The 22,077-nt window shown below is 33.4% G+C and carries 18 protein-coding genes and 4 pseudogenes; 1 reads left to right on the top strand and 21 read right to left on the bottom strand.

The window, feature by feature from the left end; genetic code table 11:
- Nucleotides 1-213 precede the first annotated feature (213 nt).
- Complete coding sequence (locus tag bpSLO_RS07385) at nucleotides 214-975, top strand: hypothetical protein (RefSeq protein WP_083253466.1); 762 nt, start codon at nucleotides 214-216, stop codon at nucleotides 973-975.
- Nucleotides 976-1,249: 274 nt separating this feature from the next.
- Here the strand turns inward: bpSLO_RS07385 and bpSLO_RS07390 are convergent, their stop codons facing one another.
- From bpSLO_RS07390 to bpSLO_RS07485, 21 genes and pseudogenes are all read right to left on the bottom strand, one after another.
- On the bottom strand, nucleotides 1,250-2,296 hold the full coding sequence (locus bpSLO_RS07390) for a variable large family protein (RefSeq protein WP_051480053.1): 1,047 nt from the start codon (nucleotides 2,294-2,296) through the stop codon (nucleotides 1,250-1,252).
- A 113-nt stretch (nucleotides 2,297-2,409) separates the two neighbouring features.
- Nucleotides 2,410-3,471 (bottom strand): variable large family protein, encoded by a 1,062-nt coding sequence (locus bpSLO_RS07395; protein WP_246990108.1) that lies wholly within the window; start codon nucleotides 3,469-3,471, stop codon nucleotides 2,410-2,412.
- Nucleotides 3,472-3,689: 218 nt separating this feature from the next.
- Nucleotides 3,690-4,211 carry a Bdr family repetitive protein gene (gene bdr / locus bpSLO_RS07400; protein WP_025407669.1) on the bottom strand — a complete coding sequence of 174 codons (522 nt, stop codon included), beginning with the start codon at nucleotides 4,209-4,211 and terminating at the stop codon, nucleotides 3,690-3,692.
- A 536-nt stretch (nucleotides 4,212-4,747) separates the two neighbouring features.
- Nucleotides 4,748-5,785 (bottom strand): variable large family protein, encoded by a 1,038-nt coding sequence (locus tag bpSLO_RS07405; protein ID WP_432432500.1) that lies wholly within the window; start codon nucleotides 5,783-5,785, stop codon nucleotides 4,748-4,750.
- A gap of 123 nt (nucleotides 5,786-5,908) precedes the next feature.
- The gene (locus bpSLO_RS07410) at nucleotides 5,909-6,961 is read right to left on the bottom strand and encodes a variable large family protein (protein ID WP_246990119.1); all 1,053 of its coding nucleotides are present in this window, start codon (nucleotides 6,959-6,961) and stop codon (nucleotides 5,909-5,911) included.
- A gap of 113 nt (nucleotides 6,962-7,074) precedes the next feature.
- The gene (locus bpSLO_RS07415) at nucleotides 7,075-8,166 is read right to left on the bottom strand and encodes a variable large family protein (RefSeq protein WP_246990117.1); all 1,092 of its coding nucleotides are present in this window, start codon (nucleotides 8,164-8,166) and stop codon (nucleotides 7,075-7,077) included.
- Nucleotides 8,167-8,284: 118 nt separating this feature from the next.
- Nucleotides 8,285-9,328 (bottom strand): variable large family protein, encoded by a 1,044-nt coding sequence (locus tag bpSLO_RS07420; protein WP_246990173.1) that lies wholly within the window; start codon nucleotides 9,326-9,328, stop codon nucleotides 8,285-8,287.
- A gap of 125 nt (nucleotides 9,329-9,453) precedes the next feature.
- Nucleotides 9,454-10,521 (bottom strand): variable large family protein, encoded by a 1,068-nt coding sequence (locus bpSLO_RS07425; protein ID WP_246990234.1) that lies wholly within the window; start codon nucleotides 10,519-10,521, stop codon nucleotides 9,454-9,456.
- Between the two features lie 252 nt (nucleotides 10,522-10,773).
- Complete coding sequence (bdr, locus tag bpSLO_RS07430) at nucleotides 10,774-11,295, bottom strand: Bdr family repetitive protein (protein ID WP_246990198.1); 522 nt, start codon at nucleotides 11,293-11,295, stop codon at nucleotides 10,774-10,776.
- Between the two features lie 113 nt (nucleotides 11,296-11,408).
- A complete protein-coding gene (locus bpSLO_RS07435; RefSeq protein WP_246990199.1) occupies nucleotides 11,409-11,630 on the bottom strand; it encodes a hypothetical protein in 222 nt (73 codons plus the stop codon).
- Nucleotides 11,631-11,964: 334 nt separating this feature from the next.
- Nucleotides 11,965-12,441, bottom strand: a pseudogene (locus bpSLO_RS07440) (variable large family protein); the annotation flags it as partial.
- Between the two features lie 188 nt (nucleotides 12,442-12,629).
- Nucleotides 12,630-13,271, bottom strand: coding sequence for a Vsp/OspC family lipoprotein (locus bpSLO_RS07445; RefSeq protein WP_246990200.1), 642 nt, complete (start codon nucleotides 13,269-13,271; stop codon nucleotides 12,630-12,632).
- A gap of 125 nt (nucleotides 13,272-13,396) precedes the next feature.
- Nucleotides 13,397-14,413 (bottom strand): annotated as a pseudogene (locus bpSLO_RS07450) (variable large family protein); the annotation flags it as partial.
- Between the two features lie 107 nt (nucleotides 14,414-14,520).
- Nucleotides 14,521-15,563 (bottom strand): annotated as a pseudogene (locus tag bpSLO_RS07455) (variable large family protein).
- Between the two features lie 180 nt (nucleotides 15,564-15,743).
- Nucleotides 15,744-16,784 carry a variable large family protein gene (locus bpSLO_RS07460; protein WP_246990201.1) on the bottom strand — a complete coding sequence of 347 codons (1,041 nt, stop codon included), beginning with the start codon at nucleotides 16,782-16,784 and terminating at the stop codon, nucleotides 15,744-15,746.
- 90 nt (nucleotides 16,785-16,874) lie between these two features.
- Complete coding sequence (locus tag bpSLO_RS07465) at nucleotides 16,875-17,957, bottom strand: variable large family protein (RefSeq protein ID WP_246990235.1); 1,083 nt, start codon at nucleotides 17,955-17,957, stop codon at nucleotides 16,875-16,877.
- A 191-nt stretch (nucleotides 17,958-18,148) separates the two neighbouring features.
- Nucleotides 18,149-18,328, bottom strand: a complete 180-nt coding sequence (locus bpSLO_RS08165) for a hypothetical protein (RefSeq protein ID WP_432432508.1) — start codon at nucleotides 18,326-18,328, stop codon at nucleotides 18,149-18,151.
- The gene (bdr, locus tag bpSLO_RS07470) at nucleotides 18,321-18,803 is read right to left on the bottom strand and encodes a Bdr family repetitive protein (RefSeq protein WP_432432509.1); all 483 of its coding nucleotides are present in this window, start codon (nucleotides 18,801-18,803) and stop codon (nucleotides 18,321-18,323) included. The genes bpSLO_RS08165 and bdr (bpSLO_RS07470) overlap by 8 nt, the downstream gene beginning before the upstream one ends.
- Before the next feature lie 299 nt (nucleotides 18,804-19,102).
- Nucleotides 19,103-20,152, bottom strand: a complete 1,050-nt coding sequence (locus bpSLO_RS07475) for a variable large family protein (RefSeq protein ID WP_246990236.1) — start codon at nucleotides 20,150-20,152, stop codon at nucleotides 19,103-19,105.
- Between the two features lie 212 nt (nucleotides 20,153-20,364).
- Nucleotides 20,365-20,910: a Bdr family repetitive protein gene (gene bdr / locus bpSLO_RS07480; RefSeq protein WP_246990203.1), complete on the bottom strand. Its 546-nt coding sequence runs from the start codon at nucleotides 20,908-20,910 to the stop codon at nucleotides 20,365-20,367.
- Between the two features lie 292 nt (nucleotides 20,911-21,202).
- A pseudogene (locus tag bpSLO_RS07485) lies at nucleotides 21,203-22,030 on the bottom strand (variable large family protein).
- Between the last annotated feature and the right edge of the window lie 47 nt (nucleotides 22,031-22,077).

The raw sequence follows: 22,077 nt of genomic DNA on the forward strand, positions 1-22,077 counted from the left end.
ATAGAATGTTTATCCATTTATATAACTCATAAGTTTCCACATATAACTCATAAGTTTGCTACTAAAAATTAATAGTTTACACAAAAAACTCATAAGTTTAATTTACCTTTTTATACAAAATTAATAGTTTGCATAAAAAACTCAATAGTTGCTTTAAAAAATATATAGTTACCTCCCTCTTTGCTAGATTAATAGTATTATATTTATATATATATGTTCTCTCTAAAAAATTTATTTACTAATAATATACCTTATATCCCTATTCATAAAATTAATCCTGATGAATTTATTCTCATTAGTAATTATCTTATTCTCTCTTCTAGCACTATTCACAATTTACTCGGCATTATTATGGCTTCCGGCATACCTTTAACACATCTAAAAGATCCTTTTATCAAAATATTTTATACTTTTAATAACAATATTATTACTTATACATTAAGTAATGGTCTACAGTTTCAACAATATTCTTTACTCGAACCCAATGTTATTGCTACTTCCATTATTAAAAATTTAAATAAAAATATTTTATCTTCTATTCATGCATACAAAATTAACTACATCGCTAAAAATATATTCAACTTCTCTATCACTACAAAACATATAATTTCTATCTACTCTTTGATTGCTAAGTCTAAAATTACCTTCAATAATATCTATTACAATAATACTCATCTCAATATCCTATTAGATAATCAACCTTGTATACTAGACTTATACGAAAAAATAAACTATATTAAGTCTTTTAACAGACTAAAACTTAATAAAAATAACCTAGATCTATTTAAAAACCATACTAATAAAACTCTCTCTACTATTGCTTCTCTGGTTGAATCTTTCTTCCTTGATCAAACATCAAACAAAAACCTACATACCCTCAAATCTTATATTAATCTACACCTCAAACAACTTGGTATACCTTATAAATCTACTAATAGATTGCAAAAACTACTATTATCTCATATATTTTTGTAATTATACATTGTACATTTTTGTGACATCTCTTTAAAAAAAATACATAAAAGAAAATAAATTTGTTCACTCAGCAGCAACTATGTACAAATTGATAATAATATATTGCTTGTACTATTGTAATGAAAACCTAAAAAAATTTTTTCGACCCCCTAGCTTAATATCAATTAGTAAAAACTAACTTCATACTCAGTATCACTAAAGATACTGAGTATTTAGATAAAAAAGCAGGAATTCCTGCTTGTAAAAACTTATTCCAATGAATAACCACACTATATTAATTTGTAGGTTTTACTACACTACTGGAATCTTCTTTTATGCAATCATCAACATCTTTTAAACATTTATCAACTGTTCTTCTTACAATAGATACTATCTCATTTACAGTTTTACCAACTACTCCTATTAATACTGCATTCACTGCTTGTCCTGGTGCATGAGTAGCAACAGTTGCTAATTTACCATCCTTTGCCATTGCTCTCAATGCTAAACCTGCTGCTATTGCTGATGCATTTGTTTTAATATCATCATGAGCATTTGTATCATCTTTAGTAGCAACTGCAATGTCATAAGCATTTGTTGCTGCACTAATATTACCTGCTTGCTTACTTGTATCCTTAGCTGCTTCAATTGCTGCTAATATATCTGCACCACTAGCTGCAATTACTGCTCTCCTGGCTCCACTTAGTGCCTTGGCATCACCACCAACATCACCAGTGCCTTTAAATAACTTTGCAATCTCTTTAGAATCCTCAATCTGCTTATTAGCATTTCCTTTTGGCTCAGTATCAGCTTCCTTTGCTGCTTCATAAATTAAGTTAATCCCTTCAACAAGACCCTTAACGCTTGCTGTATTTGCTGGTGCTGCATCCTCAGTATCACCAACATTACCACCAACTTTACCATTAGCACTACCAGTAGCATCCTTAATTTTACTTGCTCCTTCAACTATCTTTCTTAAAGTATCAATTGCCTTATTAATTGTACTTTCAGCTTTATCTTTTATTAAATTAAACTGCTCATTTCCCTTTAGCTCTTCTAACTTATCTTTAGCTATTTTCACTGCTTCTCCAACCTTACCCAATCGTTCTCCTACTGCTTTTTTAGTTGTATCTGCAGTAAGACCAAATGCTTCTTTTAGTAAATTTCCAAAAGAAACAAAAGCATCCAAAAATAATTGTCTTGAGCTTGCAATTACTTCACTTAAACTTCCAGTCCCTTTCTCTGAACCAGTCTTCCCAGCATCAGCAGCCTGTTGTCCACTTCCACAGCTAAGAAGTAAAAATAAAGTCATTAATAACGCACTTAAAGTAATTCTTTTCATTATCACGTGCCTCCTTTTTTACTCAAGGGGGTAAGATATAGATAAAAGGAAAACAATTCTCATGAAAAGAAAAGTTTCCCTCAAATGACTTTATTTAGTTATGTATATTGTTATTAATTCTGATTATTAACTTTTGTTTCAGGGATCTGATTATCAGTAGTTACAGGAGTATCAGTAGAATTAAATTTCATAGCATCTTTAACTTCCTTAAGTCCCACGTCAATAGTATCTCTTATTGCAATAGTTAATGTACTTAACGCCTTAGTAACAGCACTTACTGCTGCATTCTCCACTGCTTTCTTTGCATCAACACTAGCAGCATCACTAGGACCAGCAAATTTACCACCTTTAGCCATAGACCTTAAAACTACAGCACCTGCTATAGTTGCATCTTTAGGGATAGCACCAGCATTCCCAGTTGTTTCTTTAGCTAGCTTAGCAGCATCACCACTTTCTTTAACCATAGTTTTTAAGATATCAGCACCAGTTACTGCTCCAACAGCTTTTGCTGCATCAGCAGCTGATTTTTTTGCATTCTCAGCAGTGCCAACATTAGCAGTAGCAAATAATTTACCTGCTTCACCATCCCCAGCAGCAGCGGTTCTTGCAGTAGAACCATCACTAGCCTTTTTATCATCCCCCGCCTCAGGATTTCCTTCTTTAAGTACTACACCTACAATCTTTCCAATTCCTTCACTAAGAGACTTAACTGAAGCTTCTTCACCAGCAGCACCTGCATTTTGGTCAGCAACATTAGCTATTGGATTACTATCAGAACCAATAGCTTCACTAGCAGTCTTAGCCCCTTGGATTATTTTATCAAGAGTATTAGTAATTAAAGCTTTGACAGCGGTATCAGTAGCCTCTGAATTAGGATTATTCTCAGATTTCATGTCAGCAACAATTTTATTAAGCTTATCCTTAATGCCTTGTACAACATCATGGACTTTCTTAAAGTAAGCTGCAACATCAGACTTTTTAGTATTAGTATTAAACCCTAAAACCCCTCCAACCATATCAGAAAGGGAAGTAAAAACATTTAAGAAGTCATTACTTAAACTAATAATAGATTTCAAGAATCTACTCTGAGGATCCTCAGCCTTAGTACTGCCACTCCCACAACCAAGAAGTAAAAATAAAGTCATTAATAATGCACTTAAAGTAATTCTTTTCATTATCACGTGCCTCATTTTTTACTCAACTCAGGAGGGTAAGATAGTTAACAAGCTTTGAACAAAATAACAAAGCTAAAACATAAATATTGTAACCTTACAGATACTGTGTGTGATTCAACAATAAATAAAATTGATTGTTACTAACAAATAATTAAATAATTTTTGTAAAAAAATAATTGACAGAAAGTCATTTAAAGAAGGAAGATAATTAAATAAATTTACTTTACTAATAATGACATTAATGCTAAAAATATTCCTATATTAAGGGTAATAAGGGTACCAAACATCCAATTATGTAATCTTGATGTACTATCAAACTTAATTTTATTAATTTCCATATCTTTTCTAACAAGAAAAACCTCATTGCTCACAGATGCAATATCAGATTTTAACTCACTTTTAACGTTGTCAATCTTATTATCAAGTTCATTAAATTTAGTATCTATTTTGCTATCAAGTTCATTGAATTTAGTATCTATCTTAGTGTTAAGATTATTCTCAACTGTATCTATTTTGTTATCAAGTTCAGTCTTGACAGATTTAATTTCAGCTTGTAAAAGAGCTTCAACCTTTTCAAGTTTTATATCAAAGTTTTCTTTTAAGAATTCAATATCTTTATAAGTCAGTTCATTACGATAGTACCTGTAAGATAAATCAATAGCAATATCTCTCTTAATACCGGCTTTAGTAAGTTCAGCTATAACCATTTGCTGTGTAATTACTGGTTGAGCAAGTCCCATAAAAAACTCCTTATGTAATTATTATATAATATCTTAAGTATTACAGGAACCTTATCTTAGTAAAATGGGCTTTAAGAAAACGGGGATCCAAAGTCAATAACATATATGATGCTTACATGCTATCTAATGAATCATCATCACTCTTACCATCTCCTTTGTACTTATAAATATCAGATATAGCTGACTTACTTGAATAATCCATAATACTGTAATTCTAGTAAATTTATTACTTATAGGTTTAATTGGTACAAGCTTAACTTATGACTCATACCTGCTCTAAGGTTAAGAAAGGTTTTAGTCACATTCCCATGACCAAAAACGTTATCCCTATCTTTAACATATAGTGTTAGGCCAATTTTCTTTAGTTTATAAAAAAGCTCAAATGCAATCTTACCATCAATCCGTTGTTGAATGATTGCTGTCAATACTATTTAAACCTGAATTATTAGATATAGATAAAGGAAAACAATTCTTATGAAAAGAAGAGTTTTCCTAAAATGACTTTATTTAGTTATGTATATTGTTATTAATTCTAATTATTGACCTTTAGTTTCAGAAAATTGCCTATCAGTAGTTACAGGAGTATCAATAGAATTAAATTTCATAGCATCTTTAACTTCTTTAAGTCCCACGTCAATAGTATTTCTTATTGCAATAGTTAAAGTACCCAATGCCTTAGTTACTGCACTTGTTGCTGCTCCCTCTATTGTTTTTTTTGCATCATTAGCATTGTTACCATTAGCAAATTTACCATCCTTTGCCATGGCTCTTAAAGCTATACCCCCTGCAATAGTTCCATCTTTAGCATTAGCTGCAACACCAGCAATAGCGGCAGAATTTTTAGCTAGTTTAGCAGCATCACCATTATCTTTAACCATGGCTTTCAAGATGTCAGCGCCAGTTACAGCACCAACAGCTTTAGCAGCATCAGCAGCTGCTTTTTTATCATCTCCAGCAGCACCAGTACTACCATCAAACAATTTACCTGCTCCATCATTATTTCTTACATTAAGCTCCTCAGCTTTTTTATTATCACCAGCATCAGCATTTCCTACATCTTTAAGAACCACATCTACTATACTTTTAATTCCATTTATTAACTTATCAACCCCAGTCCCTGCAACACCAGCAGCATTGGCAGCAGCAACATTAGCAAGCGAGTCACTAGCATCAGAACCAATAGCCTCACTAGCAGTTTTAGCTCCATCAATTATTTTATCAAGAGTATTAGTAATTAGAGCTTTGACAGCGGTATCAGTAGCCTCTGAATTAGGATTATTATCAGATTTCATATCAGCAACAATTTTCTCAAGGGATGTCTTAGTAGATGAAACAGTGTCATGAACAGTTTTAAAGTAAGCTGCAACATCAGACTTTTTAGTATTAGTATTAAACCCTAAAACCCCTCCAACCATATCAGAAAGGGAAGTAAAAACATTTAAGAAGTCATTACCTAAACTAATAACTGACTTTAAGAATCTACTCTGAGGATCCTCAGCCTTAGTACTACCACTACCACAGCTAAGAAGTAAAAATAAAGTCATTAATAACGCACAAAAAGTAATTCTTTTCATTATCACGTGCCTCCCTATCATTCAAAGAGGCAAGATATAGGTAAAAGGAAAACAGTTCTTATAAAAAGAAGAGTTTTCCTCAAATGACTTTATTTAGTTATGTTGATTAATAATTATTTATTGTTACTGTCCACTAGTTGCTGTTTCTGCGGGTGTAGTAGCTTCTACAGATTTATCTTCTTGTGTAACTGTAGCAAGAGCTGCACTTATTGTCTTTAAACCACTATCAACAGTATTCCTAATAGCAATAATAAGGGTACTTAAAGTCTTACCAACAGCACTAGCAGCTGCACCATTAACTGCATGAGCTGATTTCTCTTCATTTTGTTTAGCAGCAAATTTACCACCCTTTGCCATTGCTCGCAGTGCTATACCCGCAGCAATAACTGCATCTTTCTTTGCTGATTCTATTGTAATCTCTTTAGCGGCTTCTGCCTTAGCAGCAGCAATCTCAGCAGCATTCTTTGCTGTCTCAACTTTAATCTCACCAGTACCAGCCTCAGCAGAGCTAGCAATAGCTTGTAATATGTCAGCCCCAGTTACTGCACCAATTGAAGCACTAGCAGCTGCTGCATGTGCTTCTGTTCCATCAGCGTCTTTAGTCCCAAACAATTTACCAATTGACTTTTTCTCAGCTTCGGCAGTTTTAGTAACTCCTGCATTTCCCTCATTTGATTTTAAAACTATCCCGACAATTTCTTTAATTCCTTTAACTAGTGAGTTGACACTTGTAGCATCTGCTGCTACAGCATCTTGATTGTGTACAGCATTACCAATAGCATCGCTACCAATAGCTCCTGTTGCTGCTGTCTTAGCCCCTTCTGCGATCTTGTCTAATGTTCCTGTGATAAAAGTATCAACGACTGATTTAAGTTTCAAGTAATTTCCATTTTTTGCAACTTCATCTTGTAATTTCTTTTTAACAGATGTCATAGTCTCTGCAATTTTAGTGAAATAAGCTCCAATATCTTCCTTTTTAGTGTCAGCCTTAATACCAAAAGCGCCAGCAAGCATATCAGAAAGAGAAGTAAAAACATCTAAGAACCCTTTACCTAAATTAGCAATAGAAGTTAAGAAAGTGGTTTTAGGATCTTCCGTCTTAGTACTACCACTACCACAACTCAGAAGTAAAAATAAAGTCATTAATAACGCACAAAAAGTAATTCTTTTCATTATCACGTGCCTCCTTATTAACTCAAGGGGGCAAGATATAGCTAAAAGGAAAACAGTTCTCATAAAGAGAAAAGTTTTCCTCAAATGACTTTATTTAGATTATTTAAATAGATAATTTATTTAGCAGCAGCCGGTTGAGTAGTAGAACTAGCTTCAGCTGATTCAGTAGTAGTTTCAGAGTACTGTATTCCCTTAACAGCTTCTCTTATCTTATCTAGATTGCTTGATACTGTTTTTCTAATTATAAAATCAAGAACTCCTAATACCTTATTTACAGCCGTTACAGCTGCTGATTTAACTGCTTCAGTATCTGCAGCATTAGCACTGAATTTACCACCTTTAGTCATAGCCTTAAGAGCAACAGCAGCTGCTAGATCTGCGTTACTCTTTGCGCCAGCTCCTGCATCTGCATTATTATTAGAAGCAGCTAGTGCTCCTGCTTCATTATCCGTACCAGCATTAAGCTTAGCAGCAGCAGTAGCCTTAGCATTCTTAATCTTGTCAATCATAGCCCATGGATCTGCTTTAGATACTTCAACTGCTAACTTATCACCAGCTCCAGCAGAAGCCTTGGCAGTATGCCCTCCAAGTACAGCAATAGCATCAGTAGCATTAGCAGCTACAGCTATCTGATTACCAACATTTCCGGGTTTGATTTCTATGCCAGATTTCTTTGCTACTTCAATAATTGAACTTACACTTTTAATTATAGTATCAACGCCAACCTCTTCAGCTGCAGCAGGAGGATTATCAACATTATCACCAATAGAAGAACTATCATTAGTTATACTAGCCATTTTGGTTACAGAGTCAATTAGCTTTGCAATAACGTCACTAGCACTGTTAATTGCATCTTCAACTAATTTAATTGTGCTGCTATTAGCATTTTTTGCTTCAGATATTTCATCTGATAGCTCTTTTAATTTCCCATTAGTATCTACCAAACCTTTTTTTATTTTCCCAAAGTGTTCACCAACTTTACTTTTCTGGTCACCCGATTTAACAGCTGTAAATCCCAAAGCATCCCCAATAGCATTACCAAAGACGCCAAAAATCTCGTAAAACCCATGTCCTATCTTAACTAATGAATCTAAGAAAGTATTCTTACTCTCAGCAGCCAATTTCTCAGCTTGAAGTTGTCCACTGCCACAACTAAGAAGCAAAAATAAAGTCATTAATAACGCACAAAAAGTAATTCTTTTCATTATCACGTGCCTCCTTTTTTACTCAAGGGGGTAAGATATAGATAAAAGGAAAACAATTCTTATAAAAAGAAAAGTTTTCCTCAAATGACTTTATTTAGTTATGTTTATTGATAATTATTTATTATTGCCCACTATCTGCTGCGCCTACAGGTGTAGTAGAATCTAAAGATTTATCTTCTTGTGTAACTGTAGCAAAAGCTGCATTTATTGTTTTCAATCCACTATCAACAGTATTTCTTATTGCTATTATTAGAGTACTTAATGTCTTACCAACAGCACTAGCTGCTGCCCCATTAACTGAATGAGCAGATTTCTCTTCATTCTTAGCAGCAAATTTACCACCCTTAGCCATTGCTCGCAGTGCAATACCAGCTGCAACAACTGCGTCCTTTTGGTCTGCTTTTAAATCTTTAGTATCTTCTTTCTTGGCAGCAGCAATCTCAGCAGCATTCTTTGCTGTCTCAATTTTAATCTCATCAGCACCAGCCTCCTCAGACTTAGCAATAGCTTGTAATATATCAGCTCCACTTACAGCGCCAATAGATGCATTTGCTGCAGCAGCTTGTGCTTCTGTTCCATCATTATCTTTGCCACCAAATAACTTACCAATTGATTTTTTCTCAGTATCTGCAGTCTTAGTAGCCTCTGCATTCCCTTCATTGTTTTTTAAAACAATATCAACCATTGTCTTAATCCCTTTAACAATAGAATTTACTGCTGTTTTATCAGCCGGTGCAGCATCCTGACCAGTAGTAGGAGCACTACCAATCTTATCGTCACTAGTAGCCCCTTTAGCCGCTTCTTTAGCTCCTTCAGCGATCTTGTCTAGTGTGTTAGTGATAAACTTATCAACTACTTCTTTTATCTTTACATAATTGCCATTCTTAGCAACTTCTGTCTGTAATTTCTCTTTAACTGATGTCATAGTATTTGCAATATCAGTAAAATACTTCCCTACTTCACTCTTTTTAGTCTCAGCTTTAATGCCAAAAATACCAGTAACCATGTCAGAAAAGGAAGTAAAAACATCTAAGAACCCTTTACCTAAATTAGCAATAGAAGTTAAGAATGTGGTTTTAGGATCTTCCACCTTAGCACTACCACTACCACAACTAAGCAGTAAAAATAAAGTCATTAATAATGCACTTAAAGTAATTCTTTTCATTATCACGTGCCTCCTTATTAATCAGGGGGGCAAGATATAGATAAAAGGAAAACAATTCTTATGAAGAGAGAAAAGTTTTCCTCAAATGACTTTATTTAGTTATGTTTATTAATAATTCTTTATTGTTACTGTCCACTAGCTGTTGATTCTGCAGGTGTAGTAGCCTCTGCGGTTTTATCTTCTTGTGTAACTGTAGCAAGTGTTTCACTTATTGTCTTTAAACCATTATCAACAGTATTTCTTATTGCAAGCATAAGAGTGCCAAGTGTCTTTGAGACTGCACTAGCTGCTGCACTATTAACCGTACTAACAGCTTCATTCTCATTATTTTTAATAGAAAACTTACCACCCTTAGCCATTGCTCGCAGTGCAATACCCGCAGCAATAACTGCATCTTTCTTGGCTTCTGCCTCTTTAATTTCTTTCTTGTTGTTAACAGCCGGAGCAATAGCAATCTCTGCTGCATCTGTAGCTTTTTCAATGCCATCAGTACTATCAGCTTTAGGATTTTCTTTAGATTTAGTTATAGCTTGCAAGATATCAGCCCCAGTTACTGCTCCGATCGACGCTGCAGCAGCTTGTGCTGCAGCATTATCAGCTCTATTGTCATCAGTGGTAGCAGTAAATAATTTGCCAACATCTTTCTTACTATCACCTTTAGTAGCATCTGCATCTGCATTTCCTTCACCTTTCTTTAAAACTACTCCTATCATTTGTTTAATTCCTGTAACAAGAGCATTGACACTTGTAGCATCTGCTGCTACAGCATCTTGATTGTGTACAGCATTACCAATAGCATCGCCAGTAGTAGTTCCTGTTGCTGCTGTCTTAGCCCCATCAGCGATCTTATCTAATGTGTTAGTTATAAATGTATCAACTACTTCCTTTATCTTTAAATAGTTACCATTCGTAGCAACTTCATCTTGTAACTTTTTTTTAACTGTGTTCATAGTAGTTTCAATAGAAGTGAAATACTTACCAATATCTTCCTTTTTAGTGTCAGCCTTAATACCAAAAGCACCAGTAATCATATCGAAAAGAGAAGTAAAAACATCTAAGAACCCTTTACCTAAATTAGCAATAGAGTTTAAGAATGTGGTTTTAGGATCCTCAGACTTAGTACTGCCACTACCACAACTAAGAAGTAAAAATAAAGTCATTAATAACGCACAAAAAGTAATTCTTTTCATTATCACGTGCCTCCTTATTACCTCAGGGGGGTAAGATGGTTAACAACCTTTGAATAAAATAAAAACAGTAAATAAAGAACATAGATACTTTAATATTTCAGAAACTGTGCGTGATATAACATTTAATTATTGTTAATTGTTATTAACAATAATTAAATGATTTTGATAAAAAAAATGACGAAAAAAAATAATTAACAGAAAGTCAATTAAATAAGGGGGATAATCAAATAAAGAAAAGGTTTACTAAATTCAAATTTACTTACTTAACAATGAATAAACTATGGACATTAATGTTAAAAATATTCCTATATTAAGGGTAATAAGAGTCCCAAACATCCAACCATGTAGTCTTAACGTACTCTTAAGTTCCATTTTGTTAACATCAATCTTATTATCCAAGTCTTTAATATCAGATTTTAATTCACTTTTGACTGTATCAATCTTATTATCAAGTTCATTAAATTTAGTATCAATCTTGATGTTAAGATTATTCTCAACAAAGTCTATTTTACTATCAAGATCTCTAATATCAGATTTTAACTCATTTCTAACGTTGTCAATTTTATTATCAAGGTCTCTAATATCAGCTTGTAAGGTTGCTTCAACTTTTTCAAGCTTAAGGTTAAAAGTAGTCTCTAAATACTCAATATCCTTGTGAGTAAGCTCATTTTTATAATATCTGTAAGAGAGATCAATAGCAATATCTCTATTTATACCAGCTCTAGTAAGTTCTGCTATAACCATTTGTTGAGTAATTACTGGTTGAGCAAGTCCCATAAAAACACTCCTTATGTAATTATTATATAATATTTTAACTGTTATAAGAACCTTATTTTAATAAAATGTGCTTTAAGATTACGAGTGCCCAAAGTCAATAACATATATGATGCTTACATGATATCTAATGAATCATCACCCTTACCATCTCCTTTGTACTTATAAATATCAGATATAGCTGACTTACTTGAATAATCCATAATACTAAGTTTAGATGTCGCAAATGATTCTATTAACGTAGTAATTCTAGTAAATTTATTACTTATAGGTTTAATTGGTACAATCCTAAACTTATGACTCATACCTGCTCTAAGATTAAGAAATGTTTTAGTCACATTTCCATGCCCAAAAACGTTATCCCTATCTCCAACATATAGTGTTAGGCTAATTTTCTTTAGTTTATCAAAAAGACCAAATGCAGTCTTACCATTAATCCGTTGTTAAAGGATTGCTATCAATACTATTTAGACCTGAGTATTATTACAGATAGTAAAAAAGGAAAACAATTCTTATGAAAAGAAGAGTTTTCCTTATATGACTTTATTTAGTTATGTTTATTAATAATTCTTTATTATTACTGTCCACTAGCTGTTGTTTCTTCAGGAGTAGTAGAATCTGTAGACTTATCTTCTTGTGTAACGGATGCTAGTGCTTCACTAATTGACTTTAAACCACATCAACAATAGTCTTAATCCCTTTAACCAGTAAAACAACTGACTCCTTGCTAGCAGGAGTAGCCCCATGTCCAGCCGAAGTAGCATTACCAATAACAGTATCAGTAGTAGCCCCTTTTGATGCCTCCTTTGCTCCTAATATAATTTTGTCTAATGTGTTAGTAATAAAAGTATCAACAACTGTCTTAATTTTTGAGTAATTTCCATTCGTAGCAACTTCATCTTGTAACTTCTTTTTAACTGTATTCATAGTTTTTTCAATAGAAGTGAAATACTTACCAATATCAGATTTCTTAGTATCTGCTTTAATGCCAAAGGCACCAGAAACCATATCAGAAAGGGAAGTAAAAACATCTAAGAACCCTTTACCCAAATTAGCAATATAAGTTAAGAATGTGGTTTTAGGATCTTCCGTCTTAGTACTACCACTCCCACAACTAAGAAGTAAAAATAATATAAAATTAAAATCAATGCATAAATATAATCTAAAAGATAAAAGTAATCTAAGAAGTATAATAAAATAGTAAAACAAGCAAAGAGAGAATAAAAAAACAAAATAAGCTAAGAGAAGTGTACTCCTAGCTTATTATTTATAGACTTTATTTTACACTTACTTACCTTTTAATTAAATACTAATCTTATAATCATTACTTAAATTATTTAACTTGACTGAGTAGGAGTCTTCTTGACAGATGCTGTAAGCTTCTTGATTGCATTTTCTGCAAGTTCTTTAGCTGACTTTACCAAATCATTAACTGCTGTGTTTAGTTTACCAAGTTCCTCAGCTCCTTTTGTTTTATCATCATTATCTTTAACTAGGGCTTTTTTTACGTCGGTATCTTGAGCATCGTTTTTAGCAATATCAGAATGAGCTGTCTTCAATTTAGTTAAAAATCCTTCTCCTAACGTCTTAGCAGCTATAATCTTAGACTTCATTCCATCAAATTTTTCAGCTTCTAATTCCAATGCTTTCAATTTTGTATTTACAGAAGTTATAATTTGGTATGCTCCAGAAACCAACGGTCCATGATGATTAGAATCATCAACAAGACTACCATTAGCATCAATTTTTTTCCCAATTACTTTAGCAAGATCATTTATTGAAAAAACTAAAACCTGAACCTCTCTAAGCCCTGCCACAAAGACAGTAGCCTCTTTTATTTCTGCACTTACTTTTGCTAAATCAATAACAGTGCCATCAGGCTTAGCCACTTCGTCATCTTTAAGATTTTTTCCTGAATTATTACAAGACATAAGTAAAAATAAAGTCATCAATAACGCACAAAAAGTAATTCTTTTCATTATCACGTGCCTCCTTATTACCTCAGGAGGCAAGGGGTAAGACATAAATAAAAGGAAAACGAATCTCATGAAGAGAAGAGTTTTCCTAAAATGACTTTATTTAGTAGATTATTTAATTAGATAATTTATTTAGCAGCAGCAGGTTGAGTAGTAGTACTAGCTTCAGTTGATTCAGTAGTAGTTTCAGAATTAGTAGTTTCAGAATATTGTATTCCCTTAACAGCTTCTCTTATCTTATCTAGATTGATTGCTACTGTTTTCCTAATTATCACGTCGATGACTCCTAATACCTTATTTACAGCACTTACAGCAGTAGCTTTAACTGCACCATCTTCATTGGCAGCGGGTTGAGTAAACTTACCATCTTTGAGAATAGCCTTTAATGCAACAGCAGCTGCTAAGTCTGCATTAGTCGCCGCTGTGCCATTATCATTTGCAGCTGCAGCATTACCAGTAGCTAATTTGCCAGCATCATCGTCAGCAGCAGGGGCAGCAGACGCAGTAACATTCTTAGAATTTTTAATCTTATCAATCATTGCCCATGGATCAGCTTTAGCCACTTCATTAGCTAGCTTAGTAGCATCACCTGCAGTAGCTTGAGCATTATTAGTCAAGGCTTTAAGCCCTCCATCTGCATTAGCTATAGTATTACCAGCAGCACCTTTTTCAATTTTTACTCCAGACTTTTCGGCAGTTCCAATTATATTCCTAACTTCTTCAATAACAGTATTAACATCAGTAACATTAGCAGCTATTGCAGAAGCATTACCAGCAGTACCAACATTGACTATAGGAGTATCTTCCTTAGTTACTCCAGCAAGCTTAGTTACAGAATCAATTAATTTATCAAAGACATCATTTGCACTGCTAATTGCACCCTTAACAGCTTCAATTGTGCTGCTATTAGCATTTTTTGTTTCAGATATTTTATTTGATAGCTCATTTAACTTATCCTTAGTATCACCTAAACCTTTTTTTATTTTCTCAAAGTGTTCACCAACTTTACTTCTCTTATCACCCGATTTAACTGCTGTAAGTCCTAAAGCATCCCCAATAGCATTACCAAAAACGCCAAAAATTTCTTGAAATCCTTGATCTATTTTAATAAGTGAATCAAAGAAAGAAATTTTAGATTCAACAGCCTTTAACTTCTTAAAGTTAATTACAACAATATAGAAGGCATCTTAGATATCGATCTAAGATGCCTTCTAATCTTACTTTTAAGTAATTAATCTAATTATTTATCTTATTACTGACCTTCTGGTTTTGGAGCTCTTGCTTTATCTATTTCTCCTTTTGCTTTTTCAAGAACATTCTTTACTGTCTTTTTAATTATATCTTCTACTGCTACTAATAATTTATTTACTGCGGTTATTCCTGCTGCTTGTACTGCTTTTTCATCGCTATTCGCATTATGTGAAGCTAATTTACCATCTTTAACCAAAGAGCGTAGGGCTATTCCTCCACTCACCGCACCTGTTAACGCTGCATCTTGTGCTAAATTAGCTGCAGTAGCTCCTCCTCTTGCAAACTTTAGTGCACTTGTTGAACCATCTGCATTACCCCCTATTGTTCCAGTCGCATCTCCTTCGGCTGATTTAACAATCGCTGCTAATATTTCTTCTCCCCTCACAGATGATACTATTAATGCTGCTTCTGGTCCCGCAGTTCCTCCTGCCACAGCACCTGCTGTTAAGACCTTAACTCCATTTTTTGCATCAGTTCCTCCTATTGATGCTTGAGCTACTGTTACATTACTTGCAATTGGTTCTTTAATTTCTCCTACTGTCTTGGCTGTGTCCACTATTCCTTTCAATGCTTTATATGCTACTTTTAATGCATTTTCATCTGCTGATACTCCGCTTTGATTGCTTGTTGCTTCACCTACCTTGTTAGCATCACCTATATCTTTTAAAGAATCTAAATGACCTTTTAATGTGTTTAAAGTAGTCTTAGCAGCATCAATAGCTACTCTAATAGGATTTTTGGATGTATCGCTTGTATCAAGATCTGCTGTTGATTTAACTGCTACTTGTTCCAAGTCATTTGCTGCTGCTTCAAGCTTAACACCTAGGCTGTTAAAATAATCTCCTACATCACTCTTCTTTGTAGTTGATTTAGCAGTAAAGCCTAATGTATCTGAGAGTAACTCTAAAAATGAATAAAAGGCATTTTCAGCACTTCTACCTACCTCCATTAGCACTGAACTTAAACTTCCAGTCCCTTTATCTGGACCAGTCTTCCCAACATCAGATTGCTGACAACAACAAATAAATAGGAAACTATCAACATAATAATACCCATTAAAGTTTCATTTGTGATTTTGAAAAAATTCTTCATACTATTGGAACTCTGCATAATCAGAGGGCAGGTAAAACAAAAGGAAAACAATTCTTATGAAAAGAAGAGCTTTCCTCAAATGACTTTATTTAGTTATGTATATTGTTATTAAATACTCCTTAGTCCTGACTCTTAGTTCTTCTTAGTGTCAGGAATCTGATTATCAGTAGTTACAGGAGTATCAGTAGAATTAAATTTCATAGCATCTTTAACTTCCTTAAGTCCCACATCAATAGTATTTCTTATCGCTATTGTTAAAGTACCCAATGCTTTAGTAACTGCACTTGTTGCTGCTCCTTTAATTGCAGTAGCAATATCAGCATTACCAGCATTATTTCCATTAGCAAATTTACCACCCTTAGCTATTGCTCTCAGTACCATTCCTCCTGCTATAATTGAATCTTTAGCATTAGCACCAGCAACTTGCTCGGCACTATTCTTAGCTAACGTAGCAGCACCACCATCTTTAACCATAGCTTGTAAAATGTCAGCGCCAGTTACAGCTCCTACGGCTTTAGCAGCATCAGTTGCAACTTTTTTGGAATTGTTTTGATCACCAGCAGGACCATTACCAGTAGCAAATAATTTACCTGCTTCACCATCAGCAGCATTAACAGTTCTTGCACCACCATCACTAGCCTTATTATTATCACCAGCCTCAGCACTTCCTTTGCCTTTAAGTACCACATCTACTATACTTTTAATCCCTTTTACTAAGTTTTCAATACCATCACCTTTAACACCACCTGCTGCTGCATCATTACCTGCAGCAGCAACATTACCAAGCAACTCATCACCTGTAGTACCAATAGCCTCACTAGCGATTTTTGCACCATCAATTATCTTATCAAGAGTATTAGCAATTAGAGCTTTTACAGCGGTATCAACTGCAGAAGCATTAGGATTATTATCAGATTTCATATCAGCAACAATTTTATTAAGCTTATCCTTAGTACCTTGTACAGTATCCTGAACAGTTTTAAAGTAGTTCCCAACATCAGACTTCTTAGTATTAGTATTAAACCCTAAAACCCCTCCAACCATATCACTAAGGGAAGTGAAAACATTTAAGAAGTCATTACTTAAACTAATAATAGATTTTAAGAATCTACTCTGAGGATCCTCAGCCTTAGTACTACCACTCCCACAACTAAGAAGTAAAAATAAAGTCATCAGTATAATATAGATAAAAGGAAAACAAATCTCATGAAGAGAAAAGTTTTCCTCAAATGACTTTATTTAGTTATGTTTATTGATAATCATTTATTGCTTCTGTCCACTAGCTGTTGCGTCTGCAGGTGTAGTAACTTCTACAGACTTATCTTCTTGTGTAACTGTAGCAAGAGCATCACTTATTGTTTTTAAACCAGTATCAACAGTATTTCTAATAGCAATAATAAGAGTACTTAATGTTTTGCCTATAGCACTTGCTGCAACTCCTTTAGCAGACTCAGCTTCAGTCTTATTTGCACCAGTATCCTTAACAATAAATTTACCACCTTTTGCCATAGCCCTCAAAGCAATACCAGCTGCTATTATTGCATCTTTCTTTGCTGAATCCCCAAGTTTATCATCATCAGCAGTACCAGTACCCTTGGCTAAAGCCAAACCTGCTGCATCTTTCACTTCCTTAACTTTACCACCCTTCGTAGCATCAGCATTAGCAGCAGCAATAGCTTTTAATATGTCAGCACCAGTTACAGCCCCTATTGATGCACTTGCTGCAGCTACATGTTTATCTTCAGCTCCCTTATCAGCAGCGGTCTCAGCTCCAAATAACTTACCAATATTCTTTTTATCATCATCAACTGGAATAGTTTTATCCGCTTGTCCATCACCTTCTTTTATAACCAAATCAACAATTTCTTTTATTCCCACAACTAGATTTTTCACACTATCTGCATCAGGACCATTCCCAGCAGAATCAGATTTCACAACCTCACCAATTGATACTCCATCAGTAGCTCCACTAGCAGCTTTCTTTGCTCCTGCAGCAATTTTATCTAATGTCCCTGTAATAAATTGCGCAACTACTTCTTTTACTTTTGGATAGTTACTATTCTCTGCCATCACAGTGTTTAATTTATTTTTTACTGATATCATAGTAGTTTCAATATCACTAAAGTATTTCCCTATATCAGATTTTTTAGTTTCTGCTTTAATACCAAAAGCGCCAGAAACCATATCAGAAAGGGAAGTAAAAACATCTAAGAAACCCTTACCTAAATTAGCAATAGAAGTTAAGAATATAGTTTTAGGATCTTCCACCTTAGCACTACCACTCCCACAACTAAGAAGTAAAAATAAAGTCATTAATAACGCACAAAAAGTAATTCTTTTCATTATCACGTGCCTCCTTATTACCTCAAGGAGCAAAATGGTTAACAAGCTTCGAATAAAATAAAAAAAGCTAAAAACATAGAGACTTTAACATTTCAGAGACTGTGTGTAATATAACAATTAATAAAATTTATTGATTTTGATAAGAAAATAATTAATATTATATCAAATAAAGAAAGGGTTTACTTAACTTAAATTTACTTACTTAACAATGAATAGACTATGGACATTAATGTTAAAAATATTCCTATATTAAGTGTGATAAGAGTACCAAACATCCAATTATGAAGTCTTGATGTACTTTTAAATTCTGATGCGGTTTTATCAAGTTTATTATCAAGCTCCACCCTATTAATTTCCATATCTTTTCTAAACAAGAGAAACCTCATTTTTAACATTATCAATCTTATTATCAAGTTCATTAAATTTAGTATTTATCTTAGTATTAAGATTATTCTCAACAGAATCAATTTTGGTATCCAAATCTTTAATGTCAGATTTTAATTCATTTCTAACTGTATCAATCTTATTATCAAGTTCATTGAATTTAGTATCAATTTTAGTATCAAGTTCATTAAATTTGGTATCTATTTTGTTATCCAGTTCAGTTTTGACAGATTTAATCTCAGCTTGTAAGCTTGACTCTACAGATTTAATTTCAGCTTGTAAGAGTGCTTCAACTTTTTCAAGCTTTATATCAAAGTTTTCTTTTAAGAATTCAATATCTTTGTAAGTCAGTTCATTACGATAGTATCTGTAGGACAGATCAACAGCGATGTCTCTCTTAATACCGGCTTTAGTAAGTTCATTGATGACCATTTGTTGAGTAATAACAGGTTGAGCAAGTCCCATAAAAACACTCCTTATGTAATTATTATATAATATTTTAACTGTTATAGGAACCTTATTTTAGTAAAATATGATTTAAAAGGGTTCCTAAATCTAACATAAAGTGTTTAGTCTATTTTTTTTAGTTTATCAAAAAGCTCAAATGCAGTCTTACCATTAATCCGTTGTTAAAGGATTGCTATCAATACTATTTAGACCTGAGTATTATTACAAATAGTAAAAAAGGAAAACAAATCTCATGAAAAGAATAGTTTTCCTAAAATGACTTTATTTAGTTATGTTTTATTAATAATTCTTTATTGTTACTGTCCACCAGTTGCTGCATCTGTAGGTGTAGTAGAATCTGCAGACTTATCTTCTTGTGTAACTGTAGCAAGAGCATCGCTTATTGTCTTTAAACCAGTATCAACAGTATTCCTTATTGCTATTATTAGAGTACTCAAAGTCTTACCAACAGCACTAGCTGCTGCACCATTAACTGCATGAGCAGATTTCTCTTCAGCCTTAGCAGCAAATTTACCATCCTTAGCCATTGCTCTCAGTGCAATACCAGCAGCAATAACCGCATCCTTTTTTGCATCATTTTTAATCTCTTTTTTATCATCTTCTTTTTTAGCAGCAGCAATACTTGCAGCATCTGTAGCATCTTCAATATTTTTGTTATTATCAGCAGTCTCTCCAGATTTCGCAATAGCTTGCAATATGTCAGCCCCAGTTACTGCTCCTATTGATGCACTAGCCTTAGCAGCCTCAGTTTCAGTACCACTATCCTTCTTTTCAAATAATTTTCCAATGTCTTTTTTATCATCTTCTGCTGTTTTAGTAGCAGCAGCATTTCCCTCATTGTCTTTTAAAACTACACCAACTATTGTTTTAATTCCTTTAACAAGTGCTTTGACACTTGTAGCATCAGCAGGTGCAGGATCCTGACCAGTTGTAGGAGCACCACCAATAGCATCACTACCTTCAGCCCCTTTAGCTGCTGTTTTAGCTCCTTCAGCAATTTTATCTAACGTGTTAGTAATAAATGTATCAACTACTCCCTTTATCTTTGGATAGTTACCATTCTTAGTAACTTCCTCTTGTAACTTTTTTTTAACTGTGTTCATAGTAGTCTCAATATCAGTAAAGTATTTCCCTATATCAGATTTTTTAGTGTCAGCATTAATACCAAAAGCCCCAGTGATCATATCAGAAAGGGAAGTAAAAACATCTAAGAACCCTTTACCTAAATTAGCAATAGAAGTTAAGAATATAGTTTTAGGATCCTCAGTCTTAGAACTACCACTTCCACAACTAAGCAGTAAAAATAAAGTCATTAATAACGCACAAAAAGTAATTCTTTTCATTATCACGTGCCTCCTTATTACCTCAAGGGGCAAAATGGTTAACAAGCTTCGAACAAAATAAAAAAAGCTAAAAGCATAGATACTGTAACCTTGCAAAAACTAAATACAATGAGAAAATTAGCAGATATTAATTGTCTCTAACAAAAAATTAAATAATTTTCTAAAAAAATAACTGATATGTAGTCAAAGAAAGAAAAGGTTTAATTAATTTAAATTCATTTATTCAACAATGAATAGACTATGGATATTAATGTTAAAAATATTCCTATATTTAGGGTAATAAGGGTACCAAACATCAAACCATGAAGTCTTAATGTACTCTTAAGTTCCATTTTGTTAACATCAATCTTAGTATCCAGTTCATTAAATTTAGTATCTATCTTGATGTTAAGATTATTCTCAACAGTGTCAATCTTGGTGTTAAGATTATTCTCAACAGTGTCAATCTTATTATCCAGATCCTTAATGTCAGATTTTAATTCACTTTTAACATTATCAATCTTAGTATTAAGATTATTCTCAACAGTATCAATCTTATTATCCAGTTCGATCTTGACAGATTTAACTTCAGCTTGTAAGGTTGCTTCAACTTTTTCAAGCTTAAGGTTAAAAGTAGTCTCTAAATACTCAATATCCTTGTAAGTCAGTTCATTTTTATAATATCTGTAAGACAGATCAATAGCAATATCTCTCTTAATACCGGCTTTAGTAAGTTCATTGATGACCATTTGTTGAGTAATAACTGGTTGAGCAAGTCCCATAAAAACACTCCTTATGTAATTATTATATAATATTTTAAGTGTTATAGGAACCTTATTTTAGTAAAATGTGCTTTAAGAAAGTCCCTAACTATAACATAAAGTATTTAGTCTGTTTTTTTTATCTTATCAAAAGCTCAAATGTAACCTTACCATCAATCTGTTGTTAAAGGATTGCTGTCAATACTATTTAAACCTGAGTATTATTACAAATAGTAAAAAAGGAAAACAATTCTTATGAAAAGAAGAGTTTTCCTAAAATGACTTTATTATTCAAATTATTTAATTAGAGAATTTATTTAGCAGCAGTAGGTTGAGTAGTCGTACTAGCTTCAGTTGATTCAGTTGTAGTTTCAGAATATTGTATTCCCTTAACTGCTTCTCTTACTTTATCTAGATTGATTGATACTGTTTTCCTAATTATTAAGTCAAGTATTCCTAATATTTTATTTACAGCAGTTACAGCAGCTGCTTTAACTGCTTCAACATCACCAGCAGCAGCTAAGTCAGCATTAGTAGCCGCACCAGCTCCCTGACCTGCATTATTACTTCCAATTGCAGCAGGAGCACTAGCAGCAGCATTTACTGCATTACCAGCCTCTCCAGACTTGATTTCTATTCCAGATTTCTTTGCTTCATCAATAATAGCTTTAACTTCTTTAATAATAGCATCAACACTAGTCTTATCAGCAGCCACTGCAGCCGCAACACTAGCAGTATCACCAATGTCAGAACCATCCTTAGTTACATCAGTAAGTTTAGTTAAAGAAGTAATTAGTTGTTCAAAGACATCATTTGCATTGCTAATTACACCCTTAACAGCTTCAATTGTGCTGCTATTAGCATTTTTTGCTTCAGATATTTTATTTGATAACTCATTTAACTTATTCTTAGTATCACCTAAACCTTTTTTTATCTTCTCAAAGTGTTCACCAACTTTACTTCTCTTATCACCCGATTTAACTGCTGTAAATCCAAAAGCATTACCAAAAATCTCGTAAAACCCATGTTATATCTTAACTAATGAATCTAAGAAAGTATTCTTACTCTCAGCAGCCAATTTCTCAGCCTGAAGTTGTCCACTGCCACAGCTAAGAAGTAAAAATAAAGTTATTAGTATAATATAACTAAAAGGAAAACAGTTCTTATGAAAAGAAAAATTTTCCTCAA

This window comes from Borrelia parkeri, from assembly GCF_023035815.1.
In the GTDB taxonomy this organism is placed as follows: domain Bacteria; phylum Spirochaetota; class Spirochaetia; order Borreliales; family Borreliaceae; genus Borrelia; species Borrelia parkeri.